The 25,258-nt window shown below is 48.1% G+C and carries 24 protein-coding genes; 13 read left to right on the forward strand and 11 right to left on the reverse strand.

From position 1 onward, the window contains the following. Window positions 1-147: 147 nt before the first annotated feature. Both IE064_RS10740 and IE064_RS10745 read left to right on the forward strand, forming a co-directional pair. Window positions 148-549, forward strand: a complete 402-nt coding sequence (locus IE064_RS10740) for a glutaredoxin family protein (RefSeq protein WP_189617815.1) — start codon at window positions 148-150, stop codon at window positions 547-549. Between the two features lie 25 nt (window positions 550-574). Then, complete coding sequence (locus IE064_RS10745) at window positions 575-772, forward strand: hypothetical protein (protein ID WP_189617816.1); 198 nt, start codon at window positions 575-577, stop codon at window positions 770-772. Between the two features lie 287 nt (window positions 773-1,059). Here IE064_RS10745 and IE064_RS10750 read toward each other — a convergent pair whose 3' ends face one another. The 3 genes from IE064_RS10750 to IE064_RS10760 form a co-directional block, all read right to left on the reverse strand. Then, window positions 1,060-1,791, reverse strand: coding sequence for an AraC family transcriptional regulator (locus IE064_RS10750; protein WP_189617817.1), 732 nt, complete (start codon window positions 1,789-1,791; stop codon window positions 1,060-1,062). Window positions 1,792-1,812: 21 nt separating this feature from the next. Continuing rightward, window positions 1,813-2,274 carry a carboxymuconolactone decarboxylase family protein gene (locus tag IE064_RS10755; protein ID WP_189617818.1) on the reverse strand — a complete coding sequence of 154 codons (462 nt, stop codon included), beginning with the start codon at window positions 2,272-2,274 and terminating at the stop codon, window positions 1,813-1,815. 191 nt (window positions 2,275-2,465) lie between these two features. Next, entirely contained in the window at window positions 2,466-3,233 is a 768-nt protein-coding gene (locus tag IE064_RS10760; protein ID WP_189617819.1) for a substrate-binding periplasmic protein, read from the reverse strand. Between the two features lie 441 nt (window positions 3,234-3,674). Here IE064_RS10760 and IE064_RS10765 point away from each other — a divergent pair, with 441 nt between their 5' ends. After that, window positions 3,675-4,013 (forward strand): zinc ribbon domain-containing protein YjdM, encoded by a 339-nt coding sequence (locus tag IE064_RS10765; RefSeq protein WP_133039298.1) that lies wholly within the window; start codon window positions 3,675-3,677, stop codon window positions 4,011-4,013. 194 nt (window positions 4,014-4,207) lie between these two features. Here IE064_RS10765 and IE064_RS10770 read toward each other — a convergent pair whose 3' ends face one another. Next, entirely contained in the window at window positions 4,208-4,402 is a 195-nt protein-coding gene (locus IE064_RS10770; protein ID WP_133039297.1) for a hypothetical protein, read from the reverse strand. 237 nt (window positions 4,403-4,639) lie between these two features. Between IE064_RS10770 and IE064_RS10775 the strand changes: the two genes are divergently transcribed. Continuing rightward, window positions 4,640-5,329, forward strand: coding sequence for a VIT1/CCC1 transporter family protein (locus tag IE064_RS10775; RefSeq protein WP_189617854.1), 690 nt, complete (start codon window positions 4,640-4,642; stop codon window positions 5,327-5,329). 33 nt (window positions 5,330-5,362) lie between these two features. On the opposite strand, the gene IE064_RS10780 is transcribed toward IE064_RS10775, so the two are convergent. The 3 genes from IE064_RS10780 to trxC form a co-directional block, all read right to left on the reverse strand. Further along, on the reverse strand, window positions 5,363-6,319 hold the full coding sequence (locus tag IE064_RS10780; RefSeq protein WP_189617820.1) for a GGDEF domain-containing protein: 957 nt from the start codon (window positions 6,317-6,319) through the stop codon (window positions 5,363-5,365). A gap of 114 nt (window positions 6,320-6,433) precedes the next feature. After that, complete coding sequence (rsgA, locus tag IE064_RS10785; protein ID WP_189617821.1) at window positions 6,434-7,477, reverse strand: ribosome small subunit-dependent GTPase A; 1,044 nt, start codon at window positions 7,475-7,477, stop codon at window positions 6,434-6,436. Window positions 7,478-8,078: 601 nt separating this feature from the next. After that, the gene (trxC, locus tag IE064_RS10790; protein WP_189617822.1) at window positions 8,079-8,519 is read right to left on the reverse strand and encodes a thioredoxin TrxC; all 441 of its coding nucleotides are present in this window, start codon (window positions 8,517-8,519) and stop codon (window positions 8,079-8,081) included. 233 nt (window positions 8,520-8,752) lie between these two features. Here trxC and IE064_RS10795 point away from each other — a divergent pair, with 233 nt between their 5' ends. Further along, entirely contained in the window at window positions 8,753-9,211 is a 459-nt protein-coding gene (locus IE064_RS10795; RefSeq protein ID WP_189617823.1) for an Lrp/AsnC family transcriptional regulator, read from the forward strand. A 1-nt stretch (window position 9,212) separates the two neighbouring features. On the opposite strand, the gene IE064_RS10800 is transcribed toward IE064_RS10795, so the two are convergent. Beyond that, on the reverse strand, window positions 9,213-10,508 hold the full coding sequence (locus IE064_RS10800) for an L-cysteine desulfidase family protein (RefSeq protein ID WP_189617824.1): 1,296 nt from the start codon (window positions 10,506-10,508) through the stop codon (window positions 9,213-9,215). A gap of 665 nt (window positions 10,509-11,173) precedes the next feature. On the opposite strand from IE064_RS10800, the gene IE064_RS10805 reads away from it, so the two are divergent. Continuing rightward, complete coding sequence (locus IE064_RS10805) at window positions 11,174-12,451, forward strand: double-cubane-cluster-containing anaerobic reductase (protein ID WP_189617825.1); 1,278 nt, start codon at window positions 11,174-11,176, stop codon at window positions 12,449-12,451. 11 nt (window positions 12,452-12,462) lie between these two features. Continuing rightward, on the forward strand, window positions 12,463-13,218 hold the full coding sequence (locus tag IE064_RS10810; protein ID WP_229799975.1) for an acyl-CoA dehydratase activase: 756 nt from the start codon (window positions 12,463-12,465) through the stop codon (window positions 13,216-13,218). A gap of 72 nt (window positions 13,219-13,290) precedes the next feature. On the opposite strand, the gene IE064_RS10815 is transcribed toward IE064_RS10810, so the two are convergent. Both IE064_RS10815 and IE064_RS10820 read right to left on the reverse strand, forming a co-directional pair. Beyond that, entirely contained in the window at window positions 13,291-14,217 is a 927-nt protein-coding gene (locus IE064_RS10815; RefSeq protein WP_189617827.1) for a ketopantoate reductase family protein, read from the reverse strand. A gap of 51 nt (window positions 14,218-14,268) precedes the next feature. Further along, window positions 14,269-16,296: a methyl-accepting chemotaxis protein gene (locus tag IE064_RS10820; RefSeq protein WP_229799977.1), complete on the reverse strand. Its 2,028-nt coding sequence runs from the start codon at window positions 16,294-16,296 to the stop codon at window positions 14,269-14,271. A gap of 253 nt (window positions 16,297-16,549) precedes the next feature. Between IE064_RS10820 and IE064_RS10825 the strand changes: the two genes are divergently transcribed. Beyond that, window positions 16,550-16,789 (forward strand): DUF3624 domain-containing protein, encoded by a 240-nt coding sequence (locus IE064_RS10825; protein ID WP_189617828.1) that lies wholly within the window; start codon window positions 16,550-16,552, stop codon window positions 16,787-16,789. Between the two features lie 62 nt (window positions 16,790-16,851). Here the strand turns inward: IE064_RS10825 and IE064_RS10830 are convergent, their stop codons facing one another. Continuing rightward, window positions 16,852-17,718 carry an AraC family transcriptional regulator gene (locus tag IE064_RS10830; protein ID WP_189617829.1) on the reverse strand — a complete coding sequence of 289 codons (867 nt, stop codon included), beginning with the start codon at window positions 17,716-17,718 and terminating at the stop codon, window positions 16,852-16,854. Between the two features lie 270 nt (window positions 17,719-17,988). Here IE064_RS10830 and IE064_RS10835 point away from each other — a divergent pair, with 270 nt between their 5' ends. The 5 genes from IE064_RS10835 (at window position 17,989) to IE064_RS10855 (ending at window position 25,241) form a co-directional block, all read left to right on the forward strand. Next, window positions 17,989-18,867, forward strand: a complete 879-nt coding sequence (locus IE064_RS10835) for a prohibitin family protein (RefSeq protein WP_189617830.1) — start codon at window positions 17,989-17,991, stop codon at window positions 18,865-18,867. 426 nt (window positions 18,868-19,293) lie between these two features. Continuing rightward, window positions 19,294-21,483, forward strand: coding sequence for an HAD-IIB family hydrolase (locus IE064_RS10840; RefSeq protein WP_189617831.1), 2,190 nt, complete (start codon window positions 19,294-19,296; stop codon window positions 21,481-21,483). Then, entirely contained in the window at window positions 21,476-22,333 is an 858-nt protein-coding gene (locus IE064_RS10845) for an HAD-IIB family hydrolase (RefSeq protein ID WP_189617832.1), read from the forward strand. The genes IE064_RS10840 and IE064_RS10845 overlap by 8 nt, the downstream gene beginning before the upstream one ends. Then, window positions 22,326-23,237 (forward strand): PfkB family carbohydrate kinase, encoded by a 912-nt coding sequence (locus IE064_RS10850; protein ID WP_189617833.1) that lies wholly within the window; start codon window positions 22,326-22,328, stop codon window positions 23,235-23,237. The genes IE064_RS10845 and IE064_RS10850 overlap by 8 nt, the downstream gene beginning before the upstream one ends. A gap of 21 nt (window positions 23,238-23,258) precedes the next feature. Continuing rightward, window positions 23,259-25,241 carry an amylosucrase gene (locus IE064_RS10855; protein ID WP_189617834.1) on the forward strand — a complete coding sequence of 661 codons (1,983 nt, stop codon included), beginning with the start codon at window positions 23,259-23,261 and terminating at the stop codon, window positions 25,239-25,241. Window positions 25,242-25,258 lie beyond the last annotated feature (17 nt).

Raw genomic sequence — 25,258 nt, forward strand, 5'->3', positions numbered from 1 at the left:
AATTGTTACACTTATGTTGTTATTGATGGTGTAAATTATTTACAAAATGTTACAAACGTAAACTTGTGTCATAGCAAAACAGATGTGAAGTTAGAGCGACTGCTTTTTATTAATCTGTAAAGTTCAAATGCTAAGGACAGTGATAATATGAACACCAAATTAATAAAGGAATTTTCGCTATATTTTTTAATTCTAATTGCAGCTATATTTTCTGGTTATGGCGTAACGCAAGTCTATGCTTGGTATAACACACCGAGCAAAGTTTTTGAGCAAAATACTGATGCCCATTTTTTAGGTACGGATAAAAAAATTGTTATATATACTACTCAATGGTGTCCGTATTGTAAGCAACTTAGAGCATATCTTAATCGTGAAAAGATTGCCTATGAAGACAGAGATATTGAAATTCATAATGAAAAAATAGACCGCCTATATGCATCGATTAATAAGGAAGCAATACCAATAATAGTACTTAAAGGAAAAGTTTTTATCGGGTTTGATGAAAAATTACTCGACTCTGAATTGAATGAGTTATCACCTCAAAACTGAAGTAACTACAAAAAGGAATTTTTATATGAATAGTAAATTAAAAGCTTTCTTAGTTATATTTGGTCTTACATTAGGTTTCGGTATTAATAATGCAATCTCAGCCCCAGATGCAGGTTCATGCGAAACATTAGGGAAAATCTGTGCTGAGGATCCTAGTTCATCAGCTTGTGCTTTATATAATGGAGTATGTCAGATCTGTAGGGTAGACCCAACGGCTTGCTGATAATTAGTAAGAAATGATACTTTAAAGTTAGTTTTAGACGTCTACGAGGTGATATAGTTTAAAACTAACTTTTTATTTTAATAATGAATAATAAAAACATATAAATTACATTGGTTAGGTTATGTTTTCATATTCTAATCAGTTTAAACTTTTATTCCCCCTGTAGAATCCAAATGACTATTTAAGCGGAAACACGGTTTAGTGACTGTGGCCAGGATATCTTTCCCTGAGGTGGCGGCTTGTTGGTGCGATATCTCGATGCTTTTTATTGCTTTTTATTATAACAATCAGGATGTTCGCTGACGTATAAATTGTTTGGGGGTGACGTGTGCAATATTGTTGCACTCTCGCGTCATATGGGCTTGATCAGCAAAGCCTTGTGCCAGTGCTAGCTCTGCCAGTGACATGTAGGGCTGTGCGCGCAACTGTTCTAATGTCTGTTTAACTCGCACGATGCGCTGATACTGTTTCGGCGTAATGCCGAGCCATTTCTGAAACAACCGTTCGCGTTGCCGTAGGCAGAGGGTCTCCGGTTGTTGATGAATAATATGACCAACATCCTGTGGTTTGCTCTGAATGATCAACGTTCGACACCAACGATATAAGGTGGCAATTCTGGCCGCTGGTGAACGCTCGGTTTTAAGCTGCGTAAAGGTATCGAGTGCAGACGCCTTAAGCGGATGATCGTCTTCAATACGCAGCGGCTTATCCATGCGCTCACCAAGCAACTGATAGCTCACAGCGGGATGAAAACGGACACCAGCCACAAGCGATCCAGGTGGCAAAACCACTTGATGCGCCAATGTACTAACCGGTTGCAACACCACGCCTGGTGTCAGCCATTCGTTATCCATCTGCACTTGCTGCTGCAAGATGAAAATGATCCCCGCCCCAGCATCGCTGAGTAACTGTTTACGCACTGCTTGTTCTGTTGCAGGCATAACAGAAACTGACCAGATAGCCTGGATCTGGTCAGCTAAAAATCCCCGTGGTTTGAAGATCTTAAAATTTATATCCAAACAGGCATTCCTTCGTGACAATTACTTGGGTTGGTACAAGCCCACTGCTGGTTTAAACACTTTTACTATACGGTTCCAGCTATTAATGGCATTGATCGCCAGCGTTAAGTTCACCATAGCTTTATCACCAAAGGTATTCAAGGTGAGCTGGTAAGCTTCATCTTCCACCGGTTGACCTGCGGTTAGTTGTTCAGCTAAAGCCAAAGCTACACGTTCGGCATCACTGTAAAATGGCATATCCTTCCAAGCACTCAGTCCCCAGATACGTTCGGGTTTCTCGCCCATTTTTAGCGCGTCTTTGCTATGCATATCAATACAAAAGGCGCATTGATTAATTTGCGACACACGTAACTTGACCAGCTCCCAGATGGTCATATTCATGGTGTCCGATTGGCGAAACTGCTCGTGGAAGTACGCTTCCTGCGTGTACAAAATGTCCATGGCCTTCGGTGCGATATTGATGTAATTGATGCGTTTTGACATAGCCTTTCTCCTCTGTTTTTTAGAGCATAAGGAAGGAGACAATCAAGATATTGAATATTTCCGACATCCTGCGATCGAAGGTGAATGTGCGGTTGTTCTCGAAATATAAAAACGCCGCCTTTGCGGGTGCGGTAGATTGGTGTGCTCAGTTCCTGTCTTGGGTGAGCATAGATAAGCGGTCCCGTTCCATATCAATGTAGATAATTTTGAACGAGTTCATCGTACTTGCCAGAGCGTTTCAATTTATCCAAGGCTTGTTGCCATTGAGCAATTTCATCATCTGAGTGGTCTTTTGAAAAAGCGATATATCCGGCATTTTTTTGAACCATAACGGGTGTTTTGCGGATTTGTTTATAGGTGAGATGAGCCTCAACCATCAGAGTATTGACCAAGGAGTCACTGATTGGAACCAAATCTATCCGCCCCATTGCCAGCATCTGTAAGCAAGCGACCCAACTATTGTTTGCAAAAATGTTTTTAAAGCCTAGCGCAAGCAAGTTCTCATGTTGAGAGGTTCCGCGAAGAACGCAGATCCCAGATACATTTTTAGCTTGATCAAAATCGGTGACGGGCTTTGATTGATTAACTGATTCATAGAAATAGACATTATCAACTTGGAGTGGGCCTACCCACTTATACAGTGCCTCTCTTTTTTCGGTTCTTGCGATATTAAATAACGCTTTTCTTTTCTTTTTAAGCGCTAGCTGACCTCGTGCGAATGGCACTATTTGGAATTGAACCTGGTGATCTACAAGAAGCATCATTTCACGAACAAGCTCCACATTGAACGCTCGCCTGCCACCATGCTTTAGACCGCGCAATTCACCATGTTCGTCAATATAAACCTTGCCTTCGACACTATGGGTCAGAAATTCGGTAGTTTCTGCCAGCGCGTTATTGTAGAAAGTGATGGTTAAAACAAGGAAGACGTAGCATAACCAATTGAAATTACGTCTCATCTCCCAGTTCTCCCATCGTGCCTACACTTAAGGAGCTGCATTTTCACTGTAGCTCTAAATCGCTTGTCGATAGATCCATCAGTCGTTTGATTAACACTATAGTATAGAGTAATAAAACACGCTTCCTATGATGCGACAACCAACTAACTAACGGCTATCTAGCCGTGCTATATCAAATTTTTTCGTCTTATATGAGAGTTAAATCGTCTCAGCCAAGATGACGTGAATATACGTTAAACCACTATGAAATCATTTTTTTACTTACTTTTTTATGCCTGAAATCTCAGTTATCGGATGGTTTTTGCTAAATCACTGCCATTAATTGTAAAATGCTGTCTTAACTTTATGATGCCAGAGAATAAAACGCTGCTGTGGTAGCCAATTTCGCAGTGGCTGGTATCTATTTTTTTGTTTGCTACCAGAAGTATAGAGAACTGATTGATGAGTGATTTACCAAATTGCCCGAGTTGTGATTCCAGCTATACCTATGAAGACGGCAGCACTCTGGTGTGCCCGGAGTGTGGTCATGAATGGATTGTGGGAGAAGTGGTTGAGCAGGATGATGGGCTGGTAGTCAAGGATGCCAATGGCGCGTTGTTGACGGATGGCGATACCGTTACTGTGATTAAAGACTTAAAAGTGAAAGGTAGCTCATTGGTGGTTAAAGTGGGCACTAAGGTGAAAAATATCCGTTTAGTTGAAGGTGACCATAATATCGATTGTAAGATTGATGGCATTGGCGCGATGCAACTTAAATCGGAGTTTGTCAAAAAAGCTTGATGGCCTGTTTGGGTGGCGCAAGTTGTGATGCAGGCAAAAATGCTATTGCGGTGGAACCGACCCGCACTGGCCTGCTGCAATTCACCTGAATTTGCGCGCGGGAGCGAGATGGCAACATGACAGGCGCTTGTGGTAATCCTTGCCCATCCATCTGGCTCCCGATACATCAGCCTCATTGCCGATAACGGTAAACGTTATTCAGACAGCAGTTCGTCTGTCAGTCGGCGGTTTTCATCCACCAGTTTTTTATGCTGGGTTCTTAGCTCGACATAGTCGGCGTTACCGGGCTCGGCTAAATGTTCTTCTTCCAGCATATGAATGCGATTGGCAATACTTCTGATCTGGGCACTATTGGCGTCAATTTTAAGTTGTATTTCCGCTGCGAGCATAAATCCTCCTTTCAATCCTAACCGTCCAGTCTTCTAAGCATAGACGACTTTGCCTCAGGATTACGCTTGATTGATAAAGCGTTTTTGTTTCAGAGAGATATATTACATATCAGCGACGTTTTCTGCCGCTGAGACTACACTTAGAGAGTGTCAGCCACACTTGGATAAAAGGTTATTCAGGTTATGTTGTGGGATTTTTAAATATGGCTGGTCAGAATGAATCGAAGAGGGAGTGCCGTGACACACCATGAAAATCACCGTTCCCACCGTATTGGTTGGTTGCGGGCATCAGTGCTTGGGGCCAACGATGGCATTGTTTCAACTAGCAGTCTGATCATTGGCGTGGCTGCGGCCAATACCACCACAAGTGAAATTATGCTGGCGGGGTTAGCTGGACTAGTGGCCGGTGCCATGTCGATGGCAGCGGGGGAATATGTGTCGGTAAGCTCACAGTCGGATACCGAGAATGCGGACCTAGCGCTTGAGCGACAATCATTGGCCGAAGATATTGAATCTGAGAAACAGGAACTGGCAAAGATCTATGAAAAGCGCGGTGTGACCCCTAAGTTGGCCTATCAGGTGGCGGAACAGTTAATGGAACATGATGCGCTGGGGGCTCATGCTCGGGATGAAATAGGCATTACCGAAGACAGCAAGGCGCAACCGATCCAGGCGGCACTGTCATCGGCCGCCACTTTTACTGTCGGGGCTATGCTGCCCTTATTGGTTGCTTGGTTTGCGCCATTGACGCAACTCATTACTCTGGTGGCGCTCGCTTCGCTTGTGTTTTTAGCGCTGCTTGGCAGTATAGCCGCAGTGACTGGCGGCGCGCCGATCGGGCGGGCCTGTGCCCGAGTCACCTTTTGGGGGGCCATGGCAATGCTACTAACTGCTGTAGTAGGGCACTGGTTTGGGGTGACGGTATAAGGCATGGGTAACCCGCCGTCAATGTGGGCGTTTTTAGTTTGCCTGCACAAAGGCGACGCCATGTTTACCCTGTTTTTTAATCTGGTACATGGCTTGATCCGCTAAGTTGTAGAGTAAGTTGAACCCGGTGTAAGGTGTGGTGAACTGGCAGACCCCGATGCTGAAACCTATGTTGGCGACACCATTTTCTAAGGGGATGGCGTGTTTGCCCCATTCCAATAAGGTTTCGACGAAGGTATTGAGGGTTTGCCGTGATGTTTGATGCGACAGTAATACAAATTCATCGCCCCCCATGCGTGCCACCAAGGTATGGTCTGGGGCAATCTCACTGAGTCTTCTGGCAACCTGAATTAGCAGTGCATCACCGGATCTGTGACCTAACTGATCATTTACCGCTTTAAAATCATCCAGATCGATAAAAATCAGTGCTGCATTTTGAGGGGCGTCTGCCTGATTCAGTGCATGGAATTCCTGCTCTAACTTGGCGCGATTGAGTACCCCTGTCAGTGGGTCGCTACTGGCAAGTTTTGCCAGCTCTAGTTCATAGCGTTTTTCCTGAGTGATGTCGATATGTGTGCCCATCATCCGCAACGGCTGCCCTTGCGAGTCAAACTCGACCACGCGTCCCCGGTCAGATACCCAGCTATGACTGCCATTTTTATGCAGCATACGGTGAACTACTTGATAGGAGCTGGTTTTGCCAGATAGGTGATCTTCCAGCGCACCGACGACTTTCTGATAATCATCTGGATGTAACTTGCTTTTCCAGATATCAACGGTTGCTTCCAGTTCCTGCGAGCTATAGCCCAGCATCTGGCCCCATTCCATATTGAAAATCGTCAGCTTGCCGGTTGGCACATGTTGTTCCCACAAGCACAATCCAGTGCCATCCAGAGCCGCATTTAGCTTCTCTTCAAGGCGTTTGTTTTCGCGTTGCAAGCGCCGATTTTCCTCTATCAGCTGCTCAAGCTTTCGTTGATGCTCGTTCATAAATCGGGCTTACGGATTGCTCTTGGATTGAACTGCCACAACTATACCTTAGCTGCTTACGCTAAGACAGGGGCGATACCGCCCCAGCATGACTGTTGGGGCGGTTTGGTGACGTTAATAACCTTTTTTCAGTTTGCGCGAAACCGTGCTGACAGTTTTGACCATACGGCCAAACTGTCGATCCTGGGCATGCCGTTGCTGCAGTGACGCACTATTATGTGCTTGCTCGGCAAGCAGTTTCAGGTAGTTGCTCAGTCGCCTCGGTTCCAGTTCTCCGGTGGCTATGGCTTGCTGAATGGTGCAGCCGGGTTCGCTTTGATGCTGACAGTCGTTAAAACGGCACTGTTGCGCCAACTGTTCAATATCGGCGAATGTCTGTCTTACGCCAGTTTCACACTCGGTGAGCTGTAGCTCGCGCATCCCTGGCGTGTCGATAAGCACGGCACCACTTGGCAGAAAGTGCATGGTTCTCGCTGTGGTGGTGTGACGTCCTTTACTGTCATCTTCACGGATGGTGGCAGTTTTCTGAATATCGTAACCTAGCAGGCTGTTGACCAGCGTGGATTTACCGACACCGGATGAACCCAACAACGACAGCGTTTGCCCGGCGCCGCAGTAAGCCAATAAACTCGAACAACTGTCTTTATCGAGTGCATTGACAGTTTCTACCTGCAAGAATGGGTCGAGTGCTTGTACTGCCTGACGTTTATCTTCAACATCCGCACATAAATCTTGCTTAGTTAGCACCACTACAGGCGTAACTGTTGCTTCATGTGCCAGTGCTAGGTAGCGTTCAATTCTGCTCAGATTAAAATCTTGATTGAGCGAGCAAACAATGAATAAGGTATCGACATTCGCCGCAATGAGCTGCTCAGTGACTCTCGTGCCAGCAGCTTTGCGTTTGAACAGTGATTTGCGCTCCAACAGACGTACAAAATGTTGTTGCTCATCCAGCAGTAACCAGTCGCCTAGCGTCATTTCTGGCAAAGCTGAATTGGCGTGGAGTGTCAACGTGCCTTGTATCGTGTGTAATAGATAGCCATTTCTGTGATGTCCACAGACTCTGGCAATGCTGGCGTGTTCCAGTTCTTCTAGGTGGAGCTGTTGTTGAAAAAAAGCTTGCCATCCCAGTCGGTTAATAGAAATTGCTGAACTCATATGCATTCCTTACGCGCATCATAATGATGAGCGCACATCAGCGAATGTTGAGGGAACTATAACTAGCAGTTGTTGAAAAACTGCAACAAGATTGGTTGGTGTTCCCGGTCGAGAATACACCGGGCAAATGGGGCAAGCAGCAGGATAAAACTAAACGATATCTACTCAGACACCTTTGCCGGGTGGGTCAGTAATACAATCATCAAGATCTCCTTTCAGTGCCTAATTAACCGACCAAAGCATAGCAGAAGTAAGATACAGCGGGTATAGGCGCGATCACAATCTTTGCGAGCCACCCATTTCTGATGTTACTGCCCACTTGCTAGATGCCATAGCAATACAATAAATGCTGTTGCCAGCAACACACCATTCATCACCAAGATAGTTAGTGATCTAGATTGGCGCATTGATTCTTGTAATCCCGAGTAGGGCGTCTAGTTAAAGCCATCAACAGTGTTCCTATCATCGTGGCAATTCCCATACAGATAAAGCCACTATTGGCTAATAGCTGCTGAAAAATATCCAGTGTTGTCAATGTCATAAATAGCAAGTGGCTGCATGAACCTGTATTAGCTCTGTATACTCGCAGACAGCAGACATCTTACAAATATTGCTGTAACCACTGTTTAAACTGCCCTTTGGGCAATGCGCCAGAGATGCGGGCGATTTCACGGCCATGATGGTATACCGCCAGTGTTGGAATGGAGCGGATCTGCAAGCGGCCAGCCGTCATCTGATTATCTTGCGTATCAAGTTTGACAAAGGTCGCTTGCGTCGCCATTTCAGCAGCAACATCACTGAATACCGGCGCAAACTGACGGCATGGACCACACCAGGGGGCCCAGAAATCGACCACGACGGGCAGGTCGTTTTTGTCGATAAAGCGCTGGAAGTTTTGGTCAGTAGCCATTATCGGATGTGCGCTGATAAGTAGATTACGGCATTTGCCACACAGTGGCTGAGCGCTAAGTTTGTCGGCAGGAATACGGTTAATTACCCCACAATGTGGGCATACCAGTTGAACGGCGGTTGTTTGACTCATGACAACTCCAAAACACGCTTGAAATAGATACTACGAAATATATGAGATTTTTTGCATGTATTTTCAAGGGTGCCAACAGCAGAATAGGTGATTATTTTTCGACAGAGTCGTTATTGATAACGGTAAAGGAAAAATTTGTACTGACTCTGTTTTAAAAAGAAAATTCTTTCTTACATTGAGTCAGTTGAGTGAAATTTTTATCATAAGGTCATTATCCACTTTGGAATAACACCATGGAACTTGATAAAACAGATAAAACGTTGCTGCAACTGCTACAACAGGATGCCACCTTGTCGTTGAATGCATTGGCAGAAGCGGTAAATCTGACCAGTACACCGTGCTGGAAACGCTTAAAACGCCTAGAAGATGCCGGGGTGATTAACAAGCGTGTCGTATTGTTAGATCCAGAAAAAGTCGGACTGGAACTGACCGCGTTTGTAATGGTGAAGATCAACGATCATTCCCACGAATGGTATGTGCGTTTTGTCAACGCCGTCACCGAATTTCCTGAAGTGATGGAATTCTATCGTATGGCCGGTGAATATGATTACATGATGAAGGTGCTGGTGACTGATATGAAAAGCTTTGACGAGTTTTATAAAAAACTCGTCAACTGTGTTGCGGGGATCTCGAAAGTGACATCAACGTTTGCCATGGAATCGCTGAAATACACCACAGCGCTATCGTTATAAGTTACAACGCTTTTTGTACCATGATATCGAGGATCTGCTGGTCAGTATGGCTCATGGCACCGTTAGCCAATGCTGACAGATTACGAATGGAGCTATCAACATCATCGGCGACTATACCTTCCTGACCGGTGACGTGGATATTATCAATTGCCATTAAGCTGGACTTCACTGCGGAACCTGCGGAGGAGGATACTTTCATGGCACAGGCATTTTTAGCGCCATCGCAGATCACGCCCGCCACATCACCAATCATACTGCTGACGGCATAGCTGATCTGTTGATAATCGCCACCCAGTAGATAGGTGATCCCGGCAGCCGAACCCATAGCGGCAGTGGTCACGGCACATAATGCAGATAGTTTATGCTGGTGCTGCTTAATGTAAATTGCCAGTAGATGCGACAACATCAATGCCCGCAATAACTGTTCGTGGGACGATTGCAGATATTCAGCTGCCACTACTACTGGCATCGTCGCAGCAATGCCTTGGTTGCCAGAGCCAGAATTGCTCATAGCGGGTAACATAGCGCCACCCATACGCGCATCTGACGCCGCAGCAGAACGGCTGATCACATCGGTGAGTAGACCACCACTGAGCAAGCCGCGGGCCACATGGCGTTGCAATGTCGCCCCTACTTGTAAACCGTAGTCGGCATTGAGTCCTTCCTGTGACAGTGCTTCATTGAGTTGTTTCGCCCGTTCAATAAATGCTAGTCGTTGTAGTGGCACTTCGGTAATGAATTGATAAATATCCTGCACCGTTGTTTGTGATGGCAACTTGGGCATATTGCTGTCGGGCGCAGTGCTACTTGGCTGTTGTTGTCGGAAGGTGGTGATCCCGTTTTCTTCAATGGCTACCACGTTGGTGTGGGTATCTGCGATAGTGACGCGAACCCAGCGCTGCTGGGCAAACAGCGTCACCTTGGCAAATAATGCGCGCGATGTATCTGCGACAGTTATTTTAACTTTACCTTTTTCTATTAAGGTCTTAGCAGTATTTACTTTAGCATCGTTGAGCGTATGAAACACTTCCAGTCCGGCATCGGCATCGCCGCCGATGGCGCCAGCGGCCGCCGCAATTGCCAGCCCTGTCATACCCGTGCCTGGCACTCGTACGCCCATGCCATTTTTCATCAGGTTGGGTGATACTTCGGCTTGAATCGATTCTGGAGCCCCTTGCAATTTGCTGCGGGCAATGGCGGCGGCCAGCCCAACTGCAACCGGTTCTGTACAACCCAGCGCCGGGATGACTTCGGCCTTAACCGTATTGATAAACAGGTCCCATAAATCAGTATGCATTCTTACGGCTCTCGTTAAATTGGATGCCACCAAGATAGCGGGATTACTGGAGAATAGCCTTGCTATTTATGGGCCGTAAATGGTTATTTGGGGAAAATATTTCTTCATGTTGTATTATTAGTAAAATTTTATTCTTACATTTCCGTCTGTTCTGATGTGGATTGCGTTTTCACTACGCTAAATTTCAAAAGTGTTAGCTGCCGCGGCATGACTGAGGAAATTTCCGGCAAAACCTTTACCTATATCAATTCTCCAGATGCGGTAACTGCGTAGACTGATGCTGCTTCTGTAGAAGCAATTTATGTGTCCGTGAGATTTAGTTCCTCTTTTGCACTGGCGCCTCTGTTCATCAATCTCGGATGACAGAACGGGTATATCTGCCCCTTCCTTATTGGTGGCAGCATTCGTCAGCAACAGCAGAGCACGCCGGACCAACCCAATGGCAAACCAACGGTTAACCGATGGCTGGCGGGATATTGGTCTGATTGGTCGAGCGAACTGCACCTTATTTTGCTGCTTTCTGCACGGCTCCCCATCCCAGTTAATCCAATTTTGCCAAGTGTACGCCGCAAGCTTATCGGTATTGCGGTTCCCCAACTGACGGCGATGAGTTGCATTAAGTTAGGGGATTATTGGTGGCGCAAAAACAACAACTGGAGTGTGGCATGAGCGAAAATTATCGACAGATGTGGACTGAACTTGGCCTCGACCTCAAGGCCCATGATGCCTTGTTAGGCGTATTGTCTGAGGCGTATCAGAATATCTTCATGGCGCAGGACAACCGTCCAGAAGCCATGAGTTACTTTGACTTTGTGATGAGCGAAGTCCATGGCCTGCGTATTAAAGAGCTACTGGATGAGAAAGCCGCAGGACGCAAGATCATCGGCTCTTACTGTGTATTTGTGCCAGAGGAAATTGCGCTAGCGGCCAACGCCACCTTGATTGGCCTGTGCACCGGTGCTGATTTTGCCACCGAAGAAGTGGAAAAATACTTACCACGCAATACCTGTGCCCTGATTAAATCTGCCTTTGGTTTTAAACTCGGGCGGGTGTGCCCATACCTGGAAACTACTGACATGGTGGTGGGGGAGAACACCTGCGACGGCAAAAAGAAAGCCTACGAGTCCTTCAAAGATATTATTAATAATCTGTATGTGATGGATCTACCGCAGGTGAAGTCAGCTAACGGTAAAGCGTTACTTAAGGCTGAATATGTCAGGTTTAAAGAAGCCGCAGAACAACTGACAGGGGTGCAGGTGACTGCCGAGTCATTGCAGGCCGCCATCAAGTTAGTGAACGCCAAACGGGCGGCAATGCAGCGCTTATATCAGCTGCGGGCAGCAGATCCTGCGCCCATATCAGGACTTGATGCCTTGTTGGCAAATCAGGTGTTTTTCTATGATAACCCAGAACGTTTCACTGCATCGGTGAACAAGATCTGTGATGAGCTGGAACAGCGTATCAAAGATAATACGGGGGCTTTCCCTGCAAAAATGCCACGGATTTTGGTCTCTGGCTGTCCACAAGCTATGCCGAACTGGAAACTGCCCGCCATTATCGAAACTTCGGGGGCCGTCATTGTGGGCGAAGAGTCCTGTGTGGGAGAACGCGGTGTCCGTAATCTGGTGGATGAATCTGGCACTACCGTTGACGAAATGCTGGATGCTATTGTTGAGCGTTATTTCAAAGTGGACTGCGCCATCTTCACGCCCAACTGTGACCGTTTGCAGCATATTGAGCAGATGGCGAAGGCCTACAACGCTGACGGCGTTATTCACTATGGTTTACAGTTCTGTACTCCGTATCTGATGGAGTCCATGCCAGTGCAAAAAGCCTTGGAACAGAAGAATATTCCCTGTTTGCGCATTGAAACGGACTACAGCATGGAAGATATGGGGCAACTTAAAACCCGCGTCGAAGCCTTTATTGAACAGCTGAAATAGTGGGAGGGTCTGTGCGCGGTTTCGCCGGAATTGATATCGGATCTCGCTCAATAGAGTTGGTGTTGGTGGACGACGCTGGTCAGGTGCAGCAACGTTTGCAGGCTGACACAGGTTTTGACCCTATGGCCGAAGCTAAACGGATGTTGGCGCAGGTAGAGTATCAGCAGATTATGGCAACGGGTTATGGTCGTAATCTGTTTGAGATCTCGTTTGATGCCACCACGGTGACAGAGATAAAAGCCCATGCGCGCGGTGCCAGAGCCTGTTTCCCAACAGCAGAAACAGTATTGGATATTGGCGGTCAGGACAGTAAGGCAATTGCGTTGTTTGCCACTGGCAAAGTGAAAAAGTTCGAGATGAATGATCGCTGCGCCGCTGGCACCGGAAAATTTCTGGAGATAATGGCGAAAGCACTGGGCTTCAGTTTAGCTGAATTCAGCGAACAAGCGCTGGCGGCAACCAGTGATATCAATATTTCCAGCATGTGTACGGTATTTGCTGAGTCAGAGGTAACGTCGCTAATTGGTCGGGGACAGGACCGTCAGGCGATTGCCAGAGGCTTGCATCAGAGTGTGGTCAGGCGGGTAAAAACCATGCTCAACCGGGTCTCAACCGACGGTGACATTGTGTTCACCGGTGGCGTTGCAAATAACGCCTGCATGGTACAGTTTCTGGAAGAAGCGTTGCAACGTCAGGTATTGGTGCCACCACAGCCACAGTTCATCGGTGCCTATGGTGCTGCATTGTTAGCTGCTGGGCTTGATTAATGTCACTGTTAGCTAGTAGCTGAAGCATTGTGAGCCAAAGATTGCGGTCTCAATGCGAGACCGCATTCATACTCATTTTGCTGCAGTTCCCATCGCCCACGGTAATAGTTCATCAACAATGTGTTGATTGGCGGGCACGGCGATCCCTAAACTTTTTGCCATATCTACGACGGCTCCGCTGAGCCAAGGCAGTTCCAGTCGTTTGCCACGATCCAGGTCGATTTTCATCGAGGAAGGCATATCTTCTGGTAGGGTATCCGTGAACAGTAGTCGCTGTTCGGCAAATTCTGGATGAAAGGCAATGCCTTTGGCCTGAGCAACATTGACGACTTCCTGCATAGCGGTGAGCAGCAATTGCCGCTTTTCTTTGTCGCTACGGATGGGGCCTATGGTGGTGCGAAACAGCGTAGTGGTGCCGGAAAAGCCCACTAGAAATACAAACTTTTCCCAGATCCGCAGTGTAATGTCGTCGCTAAGTTCTGTGTCAATACCCGCCAACTGGCAACTGTGCTGAAAAGCTTCACACCGGGCCGAAGTAGCTTGGCCGTATTCACCGAATGCCAATTTTTGTAACTTACCGCCGTGATGGATGACCCCAGGCTCGGCGATAGAGGCAGCAATATAACTGACACCGCCGATGATGTTTTGCGCAGGAATGTAGCGCTTTAACATGTCATCTTTCTGAACGCCGTTTTGTAGTGACAGGACTGCGGCATCACCGTTAATTAATGGCTGCAGTTGCGCCGCAACATCCTCCGTGTCCCACAACTTTACTGCCACTATGTAGAGATCTGCGGCTCCGGCCTTAGCGGGATGATCCACCGCTTTAACCTCGGGTAACCACACATCGCCCAACGGACTGTTAATTTTCAATCCTTGCTGTTGCATCGCTTTGAGGTGCGCGCCGCGGGCGACAAAGGTGACATCTTCGCCTGCTGCCGCAAGTCGACCACCAAAGTAACCACCCACTCCACCAGCACCAATGACTGTGATTTTCATCGCTATCCTTCCTCATTACTCAGGGCATCCAAGAGACATGCTATGGTGACACTATACCCGAAAACTTTCTACTTGCTTGCTAAGCTGCTGATATAATTCGGAAAGGTGATTTGACTGTTGCTGTACCTGCGCCGACATGGTGCGCACGCTGTCGGTTTGTTCTTTCAGTGATACCAGATTTTGGTTGATATGGTTGGCAACAGTAAACTGCTCTTCGGTAGCTTGCGCAGTTTGCTCTGCCATGCCTTGTACATCATCGAACGATGACTTCAGTGTATTAAAAATACGGATCACTTCGCTGAAGTTTTCAACGGTATTGTCGGCATTGCCACGGCTGTTGTGAATAGCTTGAGATGATTGCTGCACACTGCGGCGTAAGCGTTCAATCATAGATTCAATCTCGTCGGTACTGGCTTGGGTACGTGTGGCGAGCACCCGTACCTCATCTGAAACGACCGCAAACCCTCGGCCCTGTTCTCCGGCTCTGGCAGCTTCGATGGCAGCATTGAGCGCCAACAAATTAGTTTGTTCGGCGATTTTGCGGATCACTTCCAATACTGACGCAATGGCGTCGGAACTCTGCTCTAATTCGGCGGCACTTCGCTGTGCCGTTTCAATGTCGCTTACCAATGCTTCAATGGCGTTATTGGCCTGATTAACCACGCTGATACCTTCATTGGTCAACTGACTGGAGTTGTTGGACTCAGCCGCCGTGCCTTTGGCAAGCTCGGCCATTTGCTGGTTCGACATACTCATTTCACTGCTGGCGCTGACAATGGAATCGGACGCATTTACCAATGCAGATGTGATATTGCCTGCTTGATCTGCCACCTGATTCATCAGCTGCGTGGTATCACCCAACGCGGCCGATTGGCTCTGGATATTGAGGATGATATTGCGCAGGTGTTCAACAAAACCGTCAAACTCCTTAGCGAGATCGCCTAATTCATCTTTAGCACTGGAATTGATACGTTGGGTTAGATCGCCATCACCTTCAGCAATTTCCCGGATTCGCTGGGTCATGTCGTTAACATTTTGAGTTAGCCGCAACGGCACAAAATAGCCGAACAGCAAGGCGATAATAAAGGCGATGCCAATAATTACCATGGCAATTCTCTGATAACTATCGATGGTCTTTTTGACTTCTTCTTTGGCGGTACGGGCGTGTTGCCGTATCGCTTCGCCAGCCTCATCCAGTGCTTGGCGGATATCTGCAAAACTGACATCGGCAGCCTTCTGTTCACCGCTTAGTTGTTGCTGCTGTTGTTGGGTGCTGTTCATCAACTGGCGGCAATCTTTCAGCCAGTTCGCCAGCAATAGATCGAACTTTTCGTAAGGCGCCGCGAGTTGCGGTTCGCGGATTAGATAGCTGCGATAGTTGTGAAAACGCTGTAGGACTTGCGCCGCATTCTCTTCGAAATCCTGTTTATTTTCGCTGGATACGCCAGTGCCGTTGATGAATTTCAATAACGCCAAGCGTGCTTGATAAATATCGCGATCGGCATTGAGTACCTCGGAGATAGCTTCTACGTATAGGTTCAAATCTTGCTGCTGTTGTACTTGGGGATCGCGAGTATGTTGTCTGAGGCCATCTCCGGCGTCGTTGAGCATCTCTCTGATGGCCTGAAATTGTTGCTCCAGTTGCTGCAGACCGTCACTTTGTTCAATCTGTACTTGGCCGGATTGGATAAGCGTTTTACTGGCCGCTAACCATTTGTCGTAGAGGCTATCAAACCGCTGAAACGGGTTAATGATCTCTGGTTCATCAGCAAGATATTCGCGAAATTTATTGAAGCGGTCATGTACTTGCTGAGCATTTTCGTTAAAGTCGTTGAGGTTATCTTCAGTTTTCCCCTCACCGTGCAGCAATTTTTCTCTGGCAATGCGTGCCTGGTATAAGTCCCGGTCGGCATTTAACACTACCGATACCGCTTCGAAATAGTGCTCAGCCTGCTTGCGGATGGCTTCGTTTTGCACCTTGGTCATCAACAGCATAAAGCCGAAGAGTCCCACCAGAATCACTGCCAAAAATGCAATCGGCAATATTACTTTAAATCTGATTGAATGAATGCGCATCATGGCCTACTGATATCCATATCCAAGTTAAACGTCCGTTTAGCAGTCTAGGAAAAGTTCAGCAATCTTGCCAACTTATCCACTTATTTGTTGGTGTGAGTTGAGAATGGTCGTTGCACATTGGCTATTTGTCGTGATGTGATAGATATGCGCGGCAAGGTCGTTTTAACCGATAATTGTGCTGGTGGCTGACAGATTTACGGCGCAGTTGCGGTTACCATGTTGCGGACATTAACTGCTTGATGAGATGCAAAATATGGCATGTGAAGAGTGTTTTGGCACCATTTTCAGGCGCAAACTCGGACGTTGCACCACCTGTATGTGGCAATTAGCGCTGTTGTCAGCCATCTGCTGGCCGTTATGGTACTGGTTGTATCACACTACGCCGCGCACGGTGAATTCTATCGCGTTACTGTTTTTCTGCGGTGCTTTCTCTGGGCTATTGCTACTGCATTTGTTGGTGTTAACTTACCGTCGGCTGCGTGGCCGACGCTAAATGTCTAAGGTTGTCGCCAGCCTGCGCCGTTGCTTAAAGGGGCACTAGGCCCCATTGCTAAACTATTTGATAGGCAGATAGACATCGGTCAGCAGCTCACATTCGTCCACTTCATGGACGAAATTTATCCAGTGGAAGAAACAGGGAAAGTCACGTAACTCCTCACCGCTGTCTGGAAGCCATTCTCGATACAGCTGATAGACGGTATTTGCTATGGTGTCATGACTGCCATAGTGGCGCGCTATGGCACAGCGACCGCCAGGAATGACTCCGGCAATAACGCCAAACTCATTGTCTGGTATCGCCGATGCTTTAATTGTGCCGCAGATATCCAGCCGGAAATCTTCAGGTGCCACAGTATTGGGGTCGCTGTACGGAATGCCAAAGGTCTCGCTTGAAGCAATAGGTGACAACCCCGTTTGTTTGCGCCAGGCAATAAACTTGGCGGCACTGTCCAGTACTTGTTGTGGCGCACCACGGTGTTGCACATACGCGATATGCGTCGCGGGAAAATCTACAATTTTTACGTTCAAAATCATTTCCTCTCTAGGGATGGAGGGTAACTGCAACACACTATGCCAGTGCTGCCAGTTAGGTTGGTTCCTGAATTGGGAGGGAGTCTGTACAAAACTGCTTTTAAACGCACGAGTAAAGGCTTCACTACTGCTGAAGCCTGTTTCCAACGCAATATCAATAATCTTGTGTTGTTCAAATGCCAGCCGGAATGATGCGCACCGCAATTTAGCCAACTGCATGTAGCGCGTCGTGCTCAATCCCATAAACGCCATAAACACCCGGTGAAAATGAAATCTGGAACAGGCGGCAATATCGCTCAGTTGTTCTGCGGTTAGCTCATCATCCAGATGCTGCTGAATATATTCACATACCCGCAGGATGCTTTGTTGATGTCGTTCACTGAGTACTTTCATGCGGCTTCCCTCTTCAGAAACTGCGGCCAGTGTGCCAGTTGCCTGAAAGCAATACCTGATTGATATTGCGCATTTTCCCAAGCTGTAGTCGAACGCATCGCATCCCCAAATGAAAAAAGGACAATCGACAGCGCAAAGTTAATCCTGTTGTGGTTAAATAGTTAATTCGTTTCATATGGTTAACATTTTATGCCAGCTGAACCATTGTTAACATGTTCGGCGTAACAACAGGCGCAGGGATTAAGCCCCGCAAGAAAAAAGGAAGTGGTAATGGCGATTCAATATAGTACTCCTGCAAATTTTAGCGTGGCTAAACTGGTGCCACTGTTGGTGATCATTTTGCTGGTCGTTATAGGTTTTGGCAGTTGGTTTACGGTGGATCAGGGGGAGCGCGGGGTACACTTGCGCAATGGTAAAGTAATCGGCACCGCCGAGCCAGGTATGGGCTTCAAGCTGCCGATGTTTGATAAAATAGTAAAGATTTCCACCCAGACTCACACCGTGAGTTACCCCAAATTACAGGCGTACAGCCGTGATCAGCAACCGGCCACTATCCGCGTGTCTGTTACATTCCGCGTGCCAGAAGATAAAGTGACAGAGGTGTATGCCGAATTTAAAAGCATCGACGGCATGGTTGACCGATTAGTGGACCGCCAGGTGCCGACCCAGATTGAGAATATCTTTGGTCAGTACACCGCCATTTCTGCCGTACAGGAGCGTGTTAAATTTGTCATGGATATCAACCAGGCGTTGAAAAACTCCGTGCATGGGCCCATCGATATTACCTCAGTACAAGTTGAAAATATCGATTTTTCAAATGCATATGAAAAATCAGTAGAAGATCGTATGCGGGCTGAAGTGGAAGTTCAGACCCAGAAACAGAATCTGGAAAAAGAGCGGGTAAGTGCCCAGATTGCTGTCACTAAAGCTCAGGCCGAAGCGGATTCGCAACTGGCGCGCGCTAAAGCAGAGGCCGAAGCCATTCGCATCAAAGGGGAAGCGGAAGCGTCAGCCATCAAGAGTCGCGCTGATGCGTTGGCAAAAAATAAAGATCTGATTGAACTGACAAAAGCTGAAAAATGGGACGGCAAGTTACCGAGCACCATGTTGCCCAACAGCACCCTGCCATTTTTTGAAACGAATAAATAAGATGATGCACGTCGGAGACAGATTATGCTGTCTCCGACGAGTATCCCCCGCGTTAACTCGCAATGACTGCTTCATATTCCATGAGTTAGCTTCTTACCCCTCCTGATTTTATCTGCCCGTGCCCCTCGCTCAGTGTTGGGTTGCAGGTCATTTGGTGATCCTGATGGTTTATGTTAGGGTGAAAAAAGCAGCAGTTATGGATGTTTTTCGTCAAGTCTGCCCGCCATTCTAGGTCATTGCAGATTTTGGCAAAGCGCTACCTCAGTTGTTTTCTAAGTGATTATTGGGCACCAGCAAGGTGTCCAACACTGTCATAACTTTTGGGACAGATATCACGGGTGGTTCTTAATTTTCCGGTTCCTTCGGGAGCCTATTTCCCTTCTGTCCAGGCGGCGCATATTGACTAATCTTACGGAGAAGACGTCTATGCAGCAAAATCAGAACAACGGCTCCGCTGATGGTTTATATATTGCGCTCATCAGTATTCATGGATTGATCCGTGGGCGCGATTTAGAACTGGGGCGAGATGCCGATACCGGTGGGCAAACCAAATATGTGGTGGATCTCGCCAATGCGCTGGTTCGGCAACCTGGGGTTGCTCGGGTCGATTTAATCACCCGGCGGGTTATCGATGAACGGCTTGATAGCAGTTACAGCGAAGAGCAGGAACCGTTGGAAGCCCCTGGGGCGCAGATCATCCGCATCGACTGTGGTCCCAGACAATACATTGCCAAAGAAAAACTCTGGGAACACCTCGATACCTTTTCTGACAATCTACTGCGATTCTTTCAGCAACAGCAGCGTATGCCAGATCTGCTTCACAGCCATTATGCCGATGCTGGTTATGTGGCAACTCAGATTAGCCATGTTCTCGGGATGCCGCTGGTACATACCGGCCACTCTTTAGGCCGTGATAAACGTAAACGCCTGATGGCATCAGGTATGCCTTCGTCTGAAGTGGAACAGAAATACAATATGCAGCGCCGCATTGAAGCGGAAGAACAGGTGCTGGCCAATGCTAATCTGGTGATCACCAGTACCCGTCAGGAGATTGAATCGCAGTACGAGCTCTATGATTACTACTGTCCAGAGAGTATGCGGGTAATCCCGCCCGGCACCGATTTAAGCCAGTTTCATCCACCGCAGTTGGGAGAGGCTCAGACCCAAATTGCCAGTGCCATTCGTCGCTTTCTGGATGAACCGGATAAACCGATGATCCTGGCGCTGTCACGGCCCGATCCGCGCAAGAATATTGCCACACTGGTACGCGCCTATGGTGAATCGCCAGAGCTGCGCACCATGGCCAATCTGGTCATTGTGGCTGGGAATCGCGATGATATCCGAGAGATGAATGATGGTGCCCAAGAAGTCCTCACCGAATTGCTGGTGTTACTCGATTACTACGATCTGTATGGCAAACTGGCGTTACCGAAAAAACATCTACCCAGCGAAGTGCCTGCCATTTACCGCATGGCCGCGCGCTCTTGTGGTATTTTTATCAATCCGGCATTAACCGAACCCTTTGGCCTGACATTACTGGAGTCCGCCGCTACCGGGTTGCCCTTTATTGCCACTGAAAACGGTGGCCCGCAGGATATTGTGGAAAACTGTGAGACGGGCATTCTGGTCGATCCGTTAAGTGCCAACGATCTTGGTAAAACCATGAAAACCCTGCTGCTGGACGGTGAGCTGTGGCGCAAATTTTCCGCCAATGGCATTAAAAATGTCGCGCTGAAATACTCTTGGGATGCCCATGCCCGCAGCTATTTAAAACAGATAAAACCGCTGGTGGAAGCCCATAAACCGCAGCAATTCTCGCCGGCTATTCTACGAGCTTCTCGCTTTGCTGACCGTTTGATAGTGTCGGATCTGGATAAAACCTTGCTGAGCAACCCTACTGGCTTGCGGGAATTTTGTCAGATGCTGCGGGAGCGTCGCAAACAGGTAGCGTTTGGGATTGCCACCGCTAGAAGGCTGGATTCGGTGCTGAAATTGCTGAAGAAATATCGGATCCCCAAACCGGATATCTTGATCTCCAGTCTGGGCTCTCAAATCCACTATGGCCGCGAGTTAGAAGTCAGTACCGATTGGGAATCTCATGTGGATCATGACTGGAACCCACGGGCTATCCGCCGCATTCTGCGTGACGTTCCCGGGCTGACACTGCAGGAAGATTCTGAACAGAGTAAGTTCAAAATCTCCTTTCATATTGATCCCTCAGAGCAGGGCATCCTCACCAAGGAAAAAATAGTGTCATTGCTGCGCCAAGAAGAACAGAGCGTCAATGTCTTTGTTTCTGCAGGACAAAATCTGGATATTACGCCCGCGCGAGTCTCCAAAGGGTTAGCCTTGCGCTATGTGGCACAAATCTGGGGCATTCCGTTAGAACGGGTGTTGGTGGCGGCTGGCGCTGGTACCGATGAAGATATGATCACCGGCAACACCTTATCGGTGGTGGTGCATAATCGCCAACATGAAACATTGGAAAATCAGCAAGAAGGGCACAATGTGTTTTTTGCGACTCAACCTAATGCCCTGGGCATCTTGGAAGCGATTGAACATTACCATTTCTTTGATGAAATTCCCGGGGTCGAGGTAGCCGCGCCAGATGCCTGAAATATTGCTGTGTACCGACCTTGACCGCACTTTACTGCCGAACGGCTTACAGGCGGAATCACCCCATGCTCGACGGTGGTTTGCTCGGGCGGTAAGTTATCCGGGCCTGCGGTTGGCTTATGTCAGTGGCCGAGATTTGACGCTGGTACTAAAGGCGATAGCCGACTATCAACTGCCACAACCGGATTATATGGTCACTGATGTCGGTAGCAGGATTTATCAGCGTATTGGCAACGATTATCAGCCGTTATCCGGCTGGCAACAGCACATTGCTGAGGACTGGCCCGGTATTGACAGCCGTGACTTAGCAAAGTTGCTGACGCCGTCGCCGTTACAGTTGCAGTCTGCACAGCAACAGCAGCAGTATAAGCTCAGCTATCAGTGTGTTCCGGCCGTTGACATGGCGGCTGGCATGGCGCAGTTGGAGCAGCAATTACAGGCATTGCCAATCCGCTGGCAACTTATCGGCAGCGTGGATGAAACCCAAGACATAGGGTTAGTCGATTTGCTGCCCGCCAGCGCAGGTAAGCGCCAAGCTATCGATTTTCTGGTGCAGTCATTGTCCTTGGTGGCATCGCAGGTTTTTTTCAGTGGCGACAGTGGTAACGATCTGGATGTGTTGATTAGTCCTTATCGCACAGTGCTGGTAAAAAATGCCACTGCCGAAGTGGTGACTAATGCCTTGCAAGGCAGTAAGGCACAGGGTAATCAGCATCATTTGTATCTGGCACAAGGGCTGCCGGAGCTGGGGCTTAATGGCAACTACAGCGCGGGCATTGTGGAAGGGTTACTGCATTTCTTCCCAGAGTTGAAATCTTGGTTGACGGCAAAGAGGCAAGGCGATGAATGAATTATTACCTGTGTATATCTTCGGGGAGGTGTTGTATGACTGCTTCCCCGAAAATGCTCCCATGTTAGGCGGCGCGCCGTTCAACGTCGCTTGGCATCTACAGGCGTTTGATGTGGCGCCAGTGATGATAAGTGCGGTCGGTGATGATGCCTTGGGTAAGAATATTTGCCAGCAAATGCAGCAGTGGGGCTTGGACACCACACAGATCCAACAGGATCGACAACATCCAACCGGTACGGTTAATGTCACCATTGTTGATGCCGAACCTAGCTATGACATAGTGCTTAACGCTGCATATGATCATATCAGCGAGCAACAGTTACCGCAGATCATCGGTGAGCACTTTTTTTACCACGGCTCGCTGGCCGCACGTTGTCCCGGCAGTAGAACCGCCCTGGAGCGTTTGCACGGATTGCCTGGGCAAAAAACCTTTATCGATGTCAACCTACGTGCGCCGTGGTGGGATAAAACCTGGCTGCGAACTATGGTTCATGGGGCCTACTGCGTAAAGCTGAATCAACATGAATTGGCGCAACTGGCTGCCCTTGACGACGCACCTAGCGAACACTGTGATTTAGAAGAACTCGCGCTTAATTATCGGCTGACCAATAACATTACCCACCTGATTGTAACCCTCGGTGCCGCTGGGGCGTTCTTGGTGGATGAGACCGGCAATGTGGTCACGCCAGAACTGACACCACAAACCAGCAATATTGTGGATACCGTGGGCGCAGGGGATGCGTTTTCGGCGGTTTTGCTGCTGGGAATGCTGCATCAGTGGGACTGGCGTACCACGCTTGAGCGGGCGCAACAGTTTGCTGGTTTCATTGTCGGGCAACAGGGGGCGTTGTCAGATAATCCAGCCATTTATTGTGATTTCAAACGCCTTTGGGGCCTGATTTAATCCAGTAGCGAGGGCAAAAACATGTATGAAGAGGTATCTCATACCCTGCTGAACCGGATATTGGATGAGCTCAAACCTGCCATTGAGCCTAAAGATCTGCGTTTTTTTTACAGCCGTCTCGGTGCCAATTTTTACGGTATTTACAACTTATTCCAGCGGCTCTATGGCAACCGCCGTGACTTTGAGCAGCAGTTGGGACAACTGGTGGAAGTGATGGTGCGCAACTATATCGAGCGCAGTGCCCCATTGAAGCAGGTAGATCGGCAGCGGGAGGCAGATCACAACTGGTTTTTGCATCAGCGCTGGGTAGGAATGGCGCTATATGCCAATGGCTTTGCCAAAAACCTCAGCGACTTATGTGACAAAGTGGACTATTTTGCCGAGCTCGGCGTCAATCTGGTGCACATTCTGCCAATTTGTGAATGCCCATTGGGGAAAAGTGATGGCGGTTATGCGGTCAGTAATTTTCGCAAAGTGGATTCGCGCATGGGTACCAATGCCCAATTGCAACAGATAATCGATGGTCTGCATCGGCAATCCTCCTTGATTGCGCTGGATATTGTGGTCAATCACACCTCGGATCAACACGCCTGGGCAAAACAGGCGATGGCTGGCGATGCACGTTATCAGAATTATTTCTACATGTTCGATGACCGCACCATCCCTGACATGTTTGAACAGACCATGCCGGAGATTTTCCCGGAAACGGATCCCGGTAATTTCAGCTGGAATGAGCAAGCGCAGAAATGGGTGATGACGGTGTTTCACAAATACCAATGGGATCTGAATTACAGCAATCCCGAGGTATTTATCGAGATGCTGGATGTGATCCTGTATTGGGCCAATCACGGTGTAGATATTTTGCGTTTGGATGCAGTGGCATTTCTGTGGAAGAAAATTGGCAGTGCCTGTCAGAATGAAGCCGAAGCCCACAAGGTATTGCAGCTGTTCAAAGATTGTTGCCAGGTGGTGGCACCGGGGGTGATTTTCATTGCGGAAGCGATTGTGTCGCCCTCGGAAATTATCAAATATTTCGGCGAAGATGCGGTGGTCGCCAAAGAGTGCGACATCGCCTACAACGCCACCTTTATGGCATTGCTGTGGGAAACCGTTGCCACCAAAAATGCCAAACTGCTAAATCAAGGGCTTAAGAGTTTGCCGATGAAGCTGGAGCGCGCCACTTGGCTCAACTATCTGCGTTGTCATGATGATATCGGTTTTGGCTTTGACGACCGTGATATTGCCAGTGTCGGCTATAACCCAGTAATGCACCGCAGGTTCCTGGTGGATTACTTCACTGGTGACTTTGAGAACAGCTCTGCACGTGGTCGGCCATTTGGCAAAAATGACAAGACCGGAGATGCGCGGATTTCCGGTTCGCTGGCTTCGCTGGTTGGGCTGCAAGCGGGGATTGAGTCCGGCGATGAGCAGCTCATTCGCAACAGCCACAAACATATCATTATGTTACACAGTCTGATCATGTCATTTGGGGGCATCCCGTTGCTGTACTACGGCGATGAAGTGGCCACGCTCAATGATTATAACTATGAGCGTGATACCGATAAATCCAGCGACAGCCGCTGGTTGCATCGCCCCACGCTGGACTGGCAGAAAATGGCACGGCGCCATCAACCGGGAACCCTTGAAAACCAGATTTTCAGCGACATGCAGCGGCTGATCAGCCTGCGTAAACAAACGGATGCGTTTGCTGATTTCAACAATCGTGACTTGCTGGAACTCGGTAACGATGCGGTGTTTGGGTATGTGCGATACAACTATATCAATCCATCTGAGAAAGTGGTGGTGATTGCTAACTTGTCAGCAGAACCGCAACGCATAGATCTGGAGCAACTGCGACAAACGGCTTACGTGGAACCAACCATGCTAGAGGATCTATGGACTGAAGGCCCACCGTCTATTTTCTCCAACCAACTGGTGCTCAGTGGCTTTCGCTTCTATTGGTTGGTTCTGAATAGTTATCGGGCAAACAGCGCACGTCGATAAGTAATCAATTATCAATT

Origin of the sequence: Shewanella fodinae, from assembly GCF_014651955.1 — a bacterium.
GTDB classification, from domain to species: domain Bacteria; phylum Pseudomonadota; class Gammaproteobacteria; order Enterobacterales; family Shewanellaceae; genus Shewanella; species Shewanella fodinae.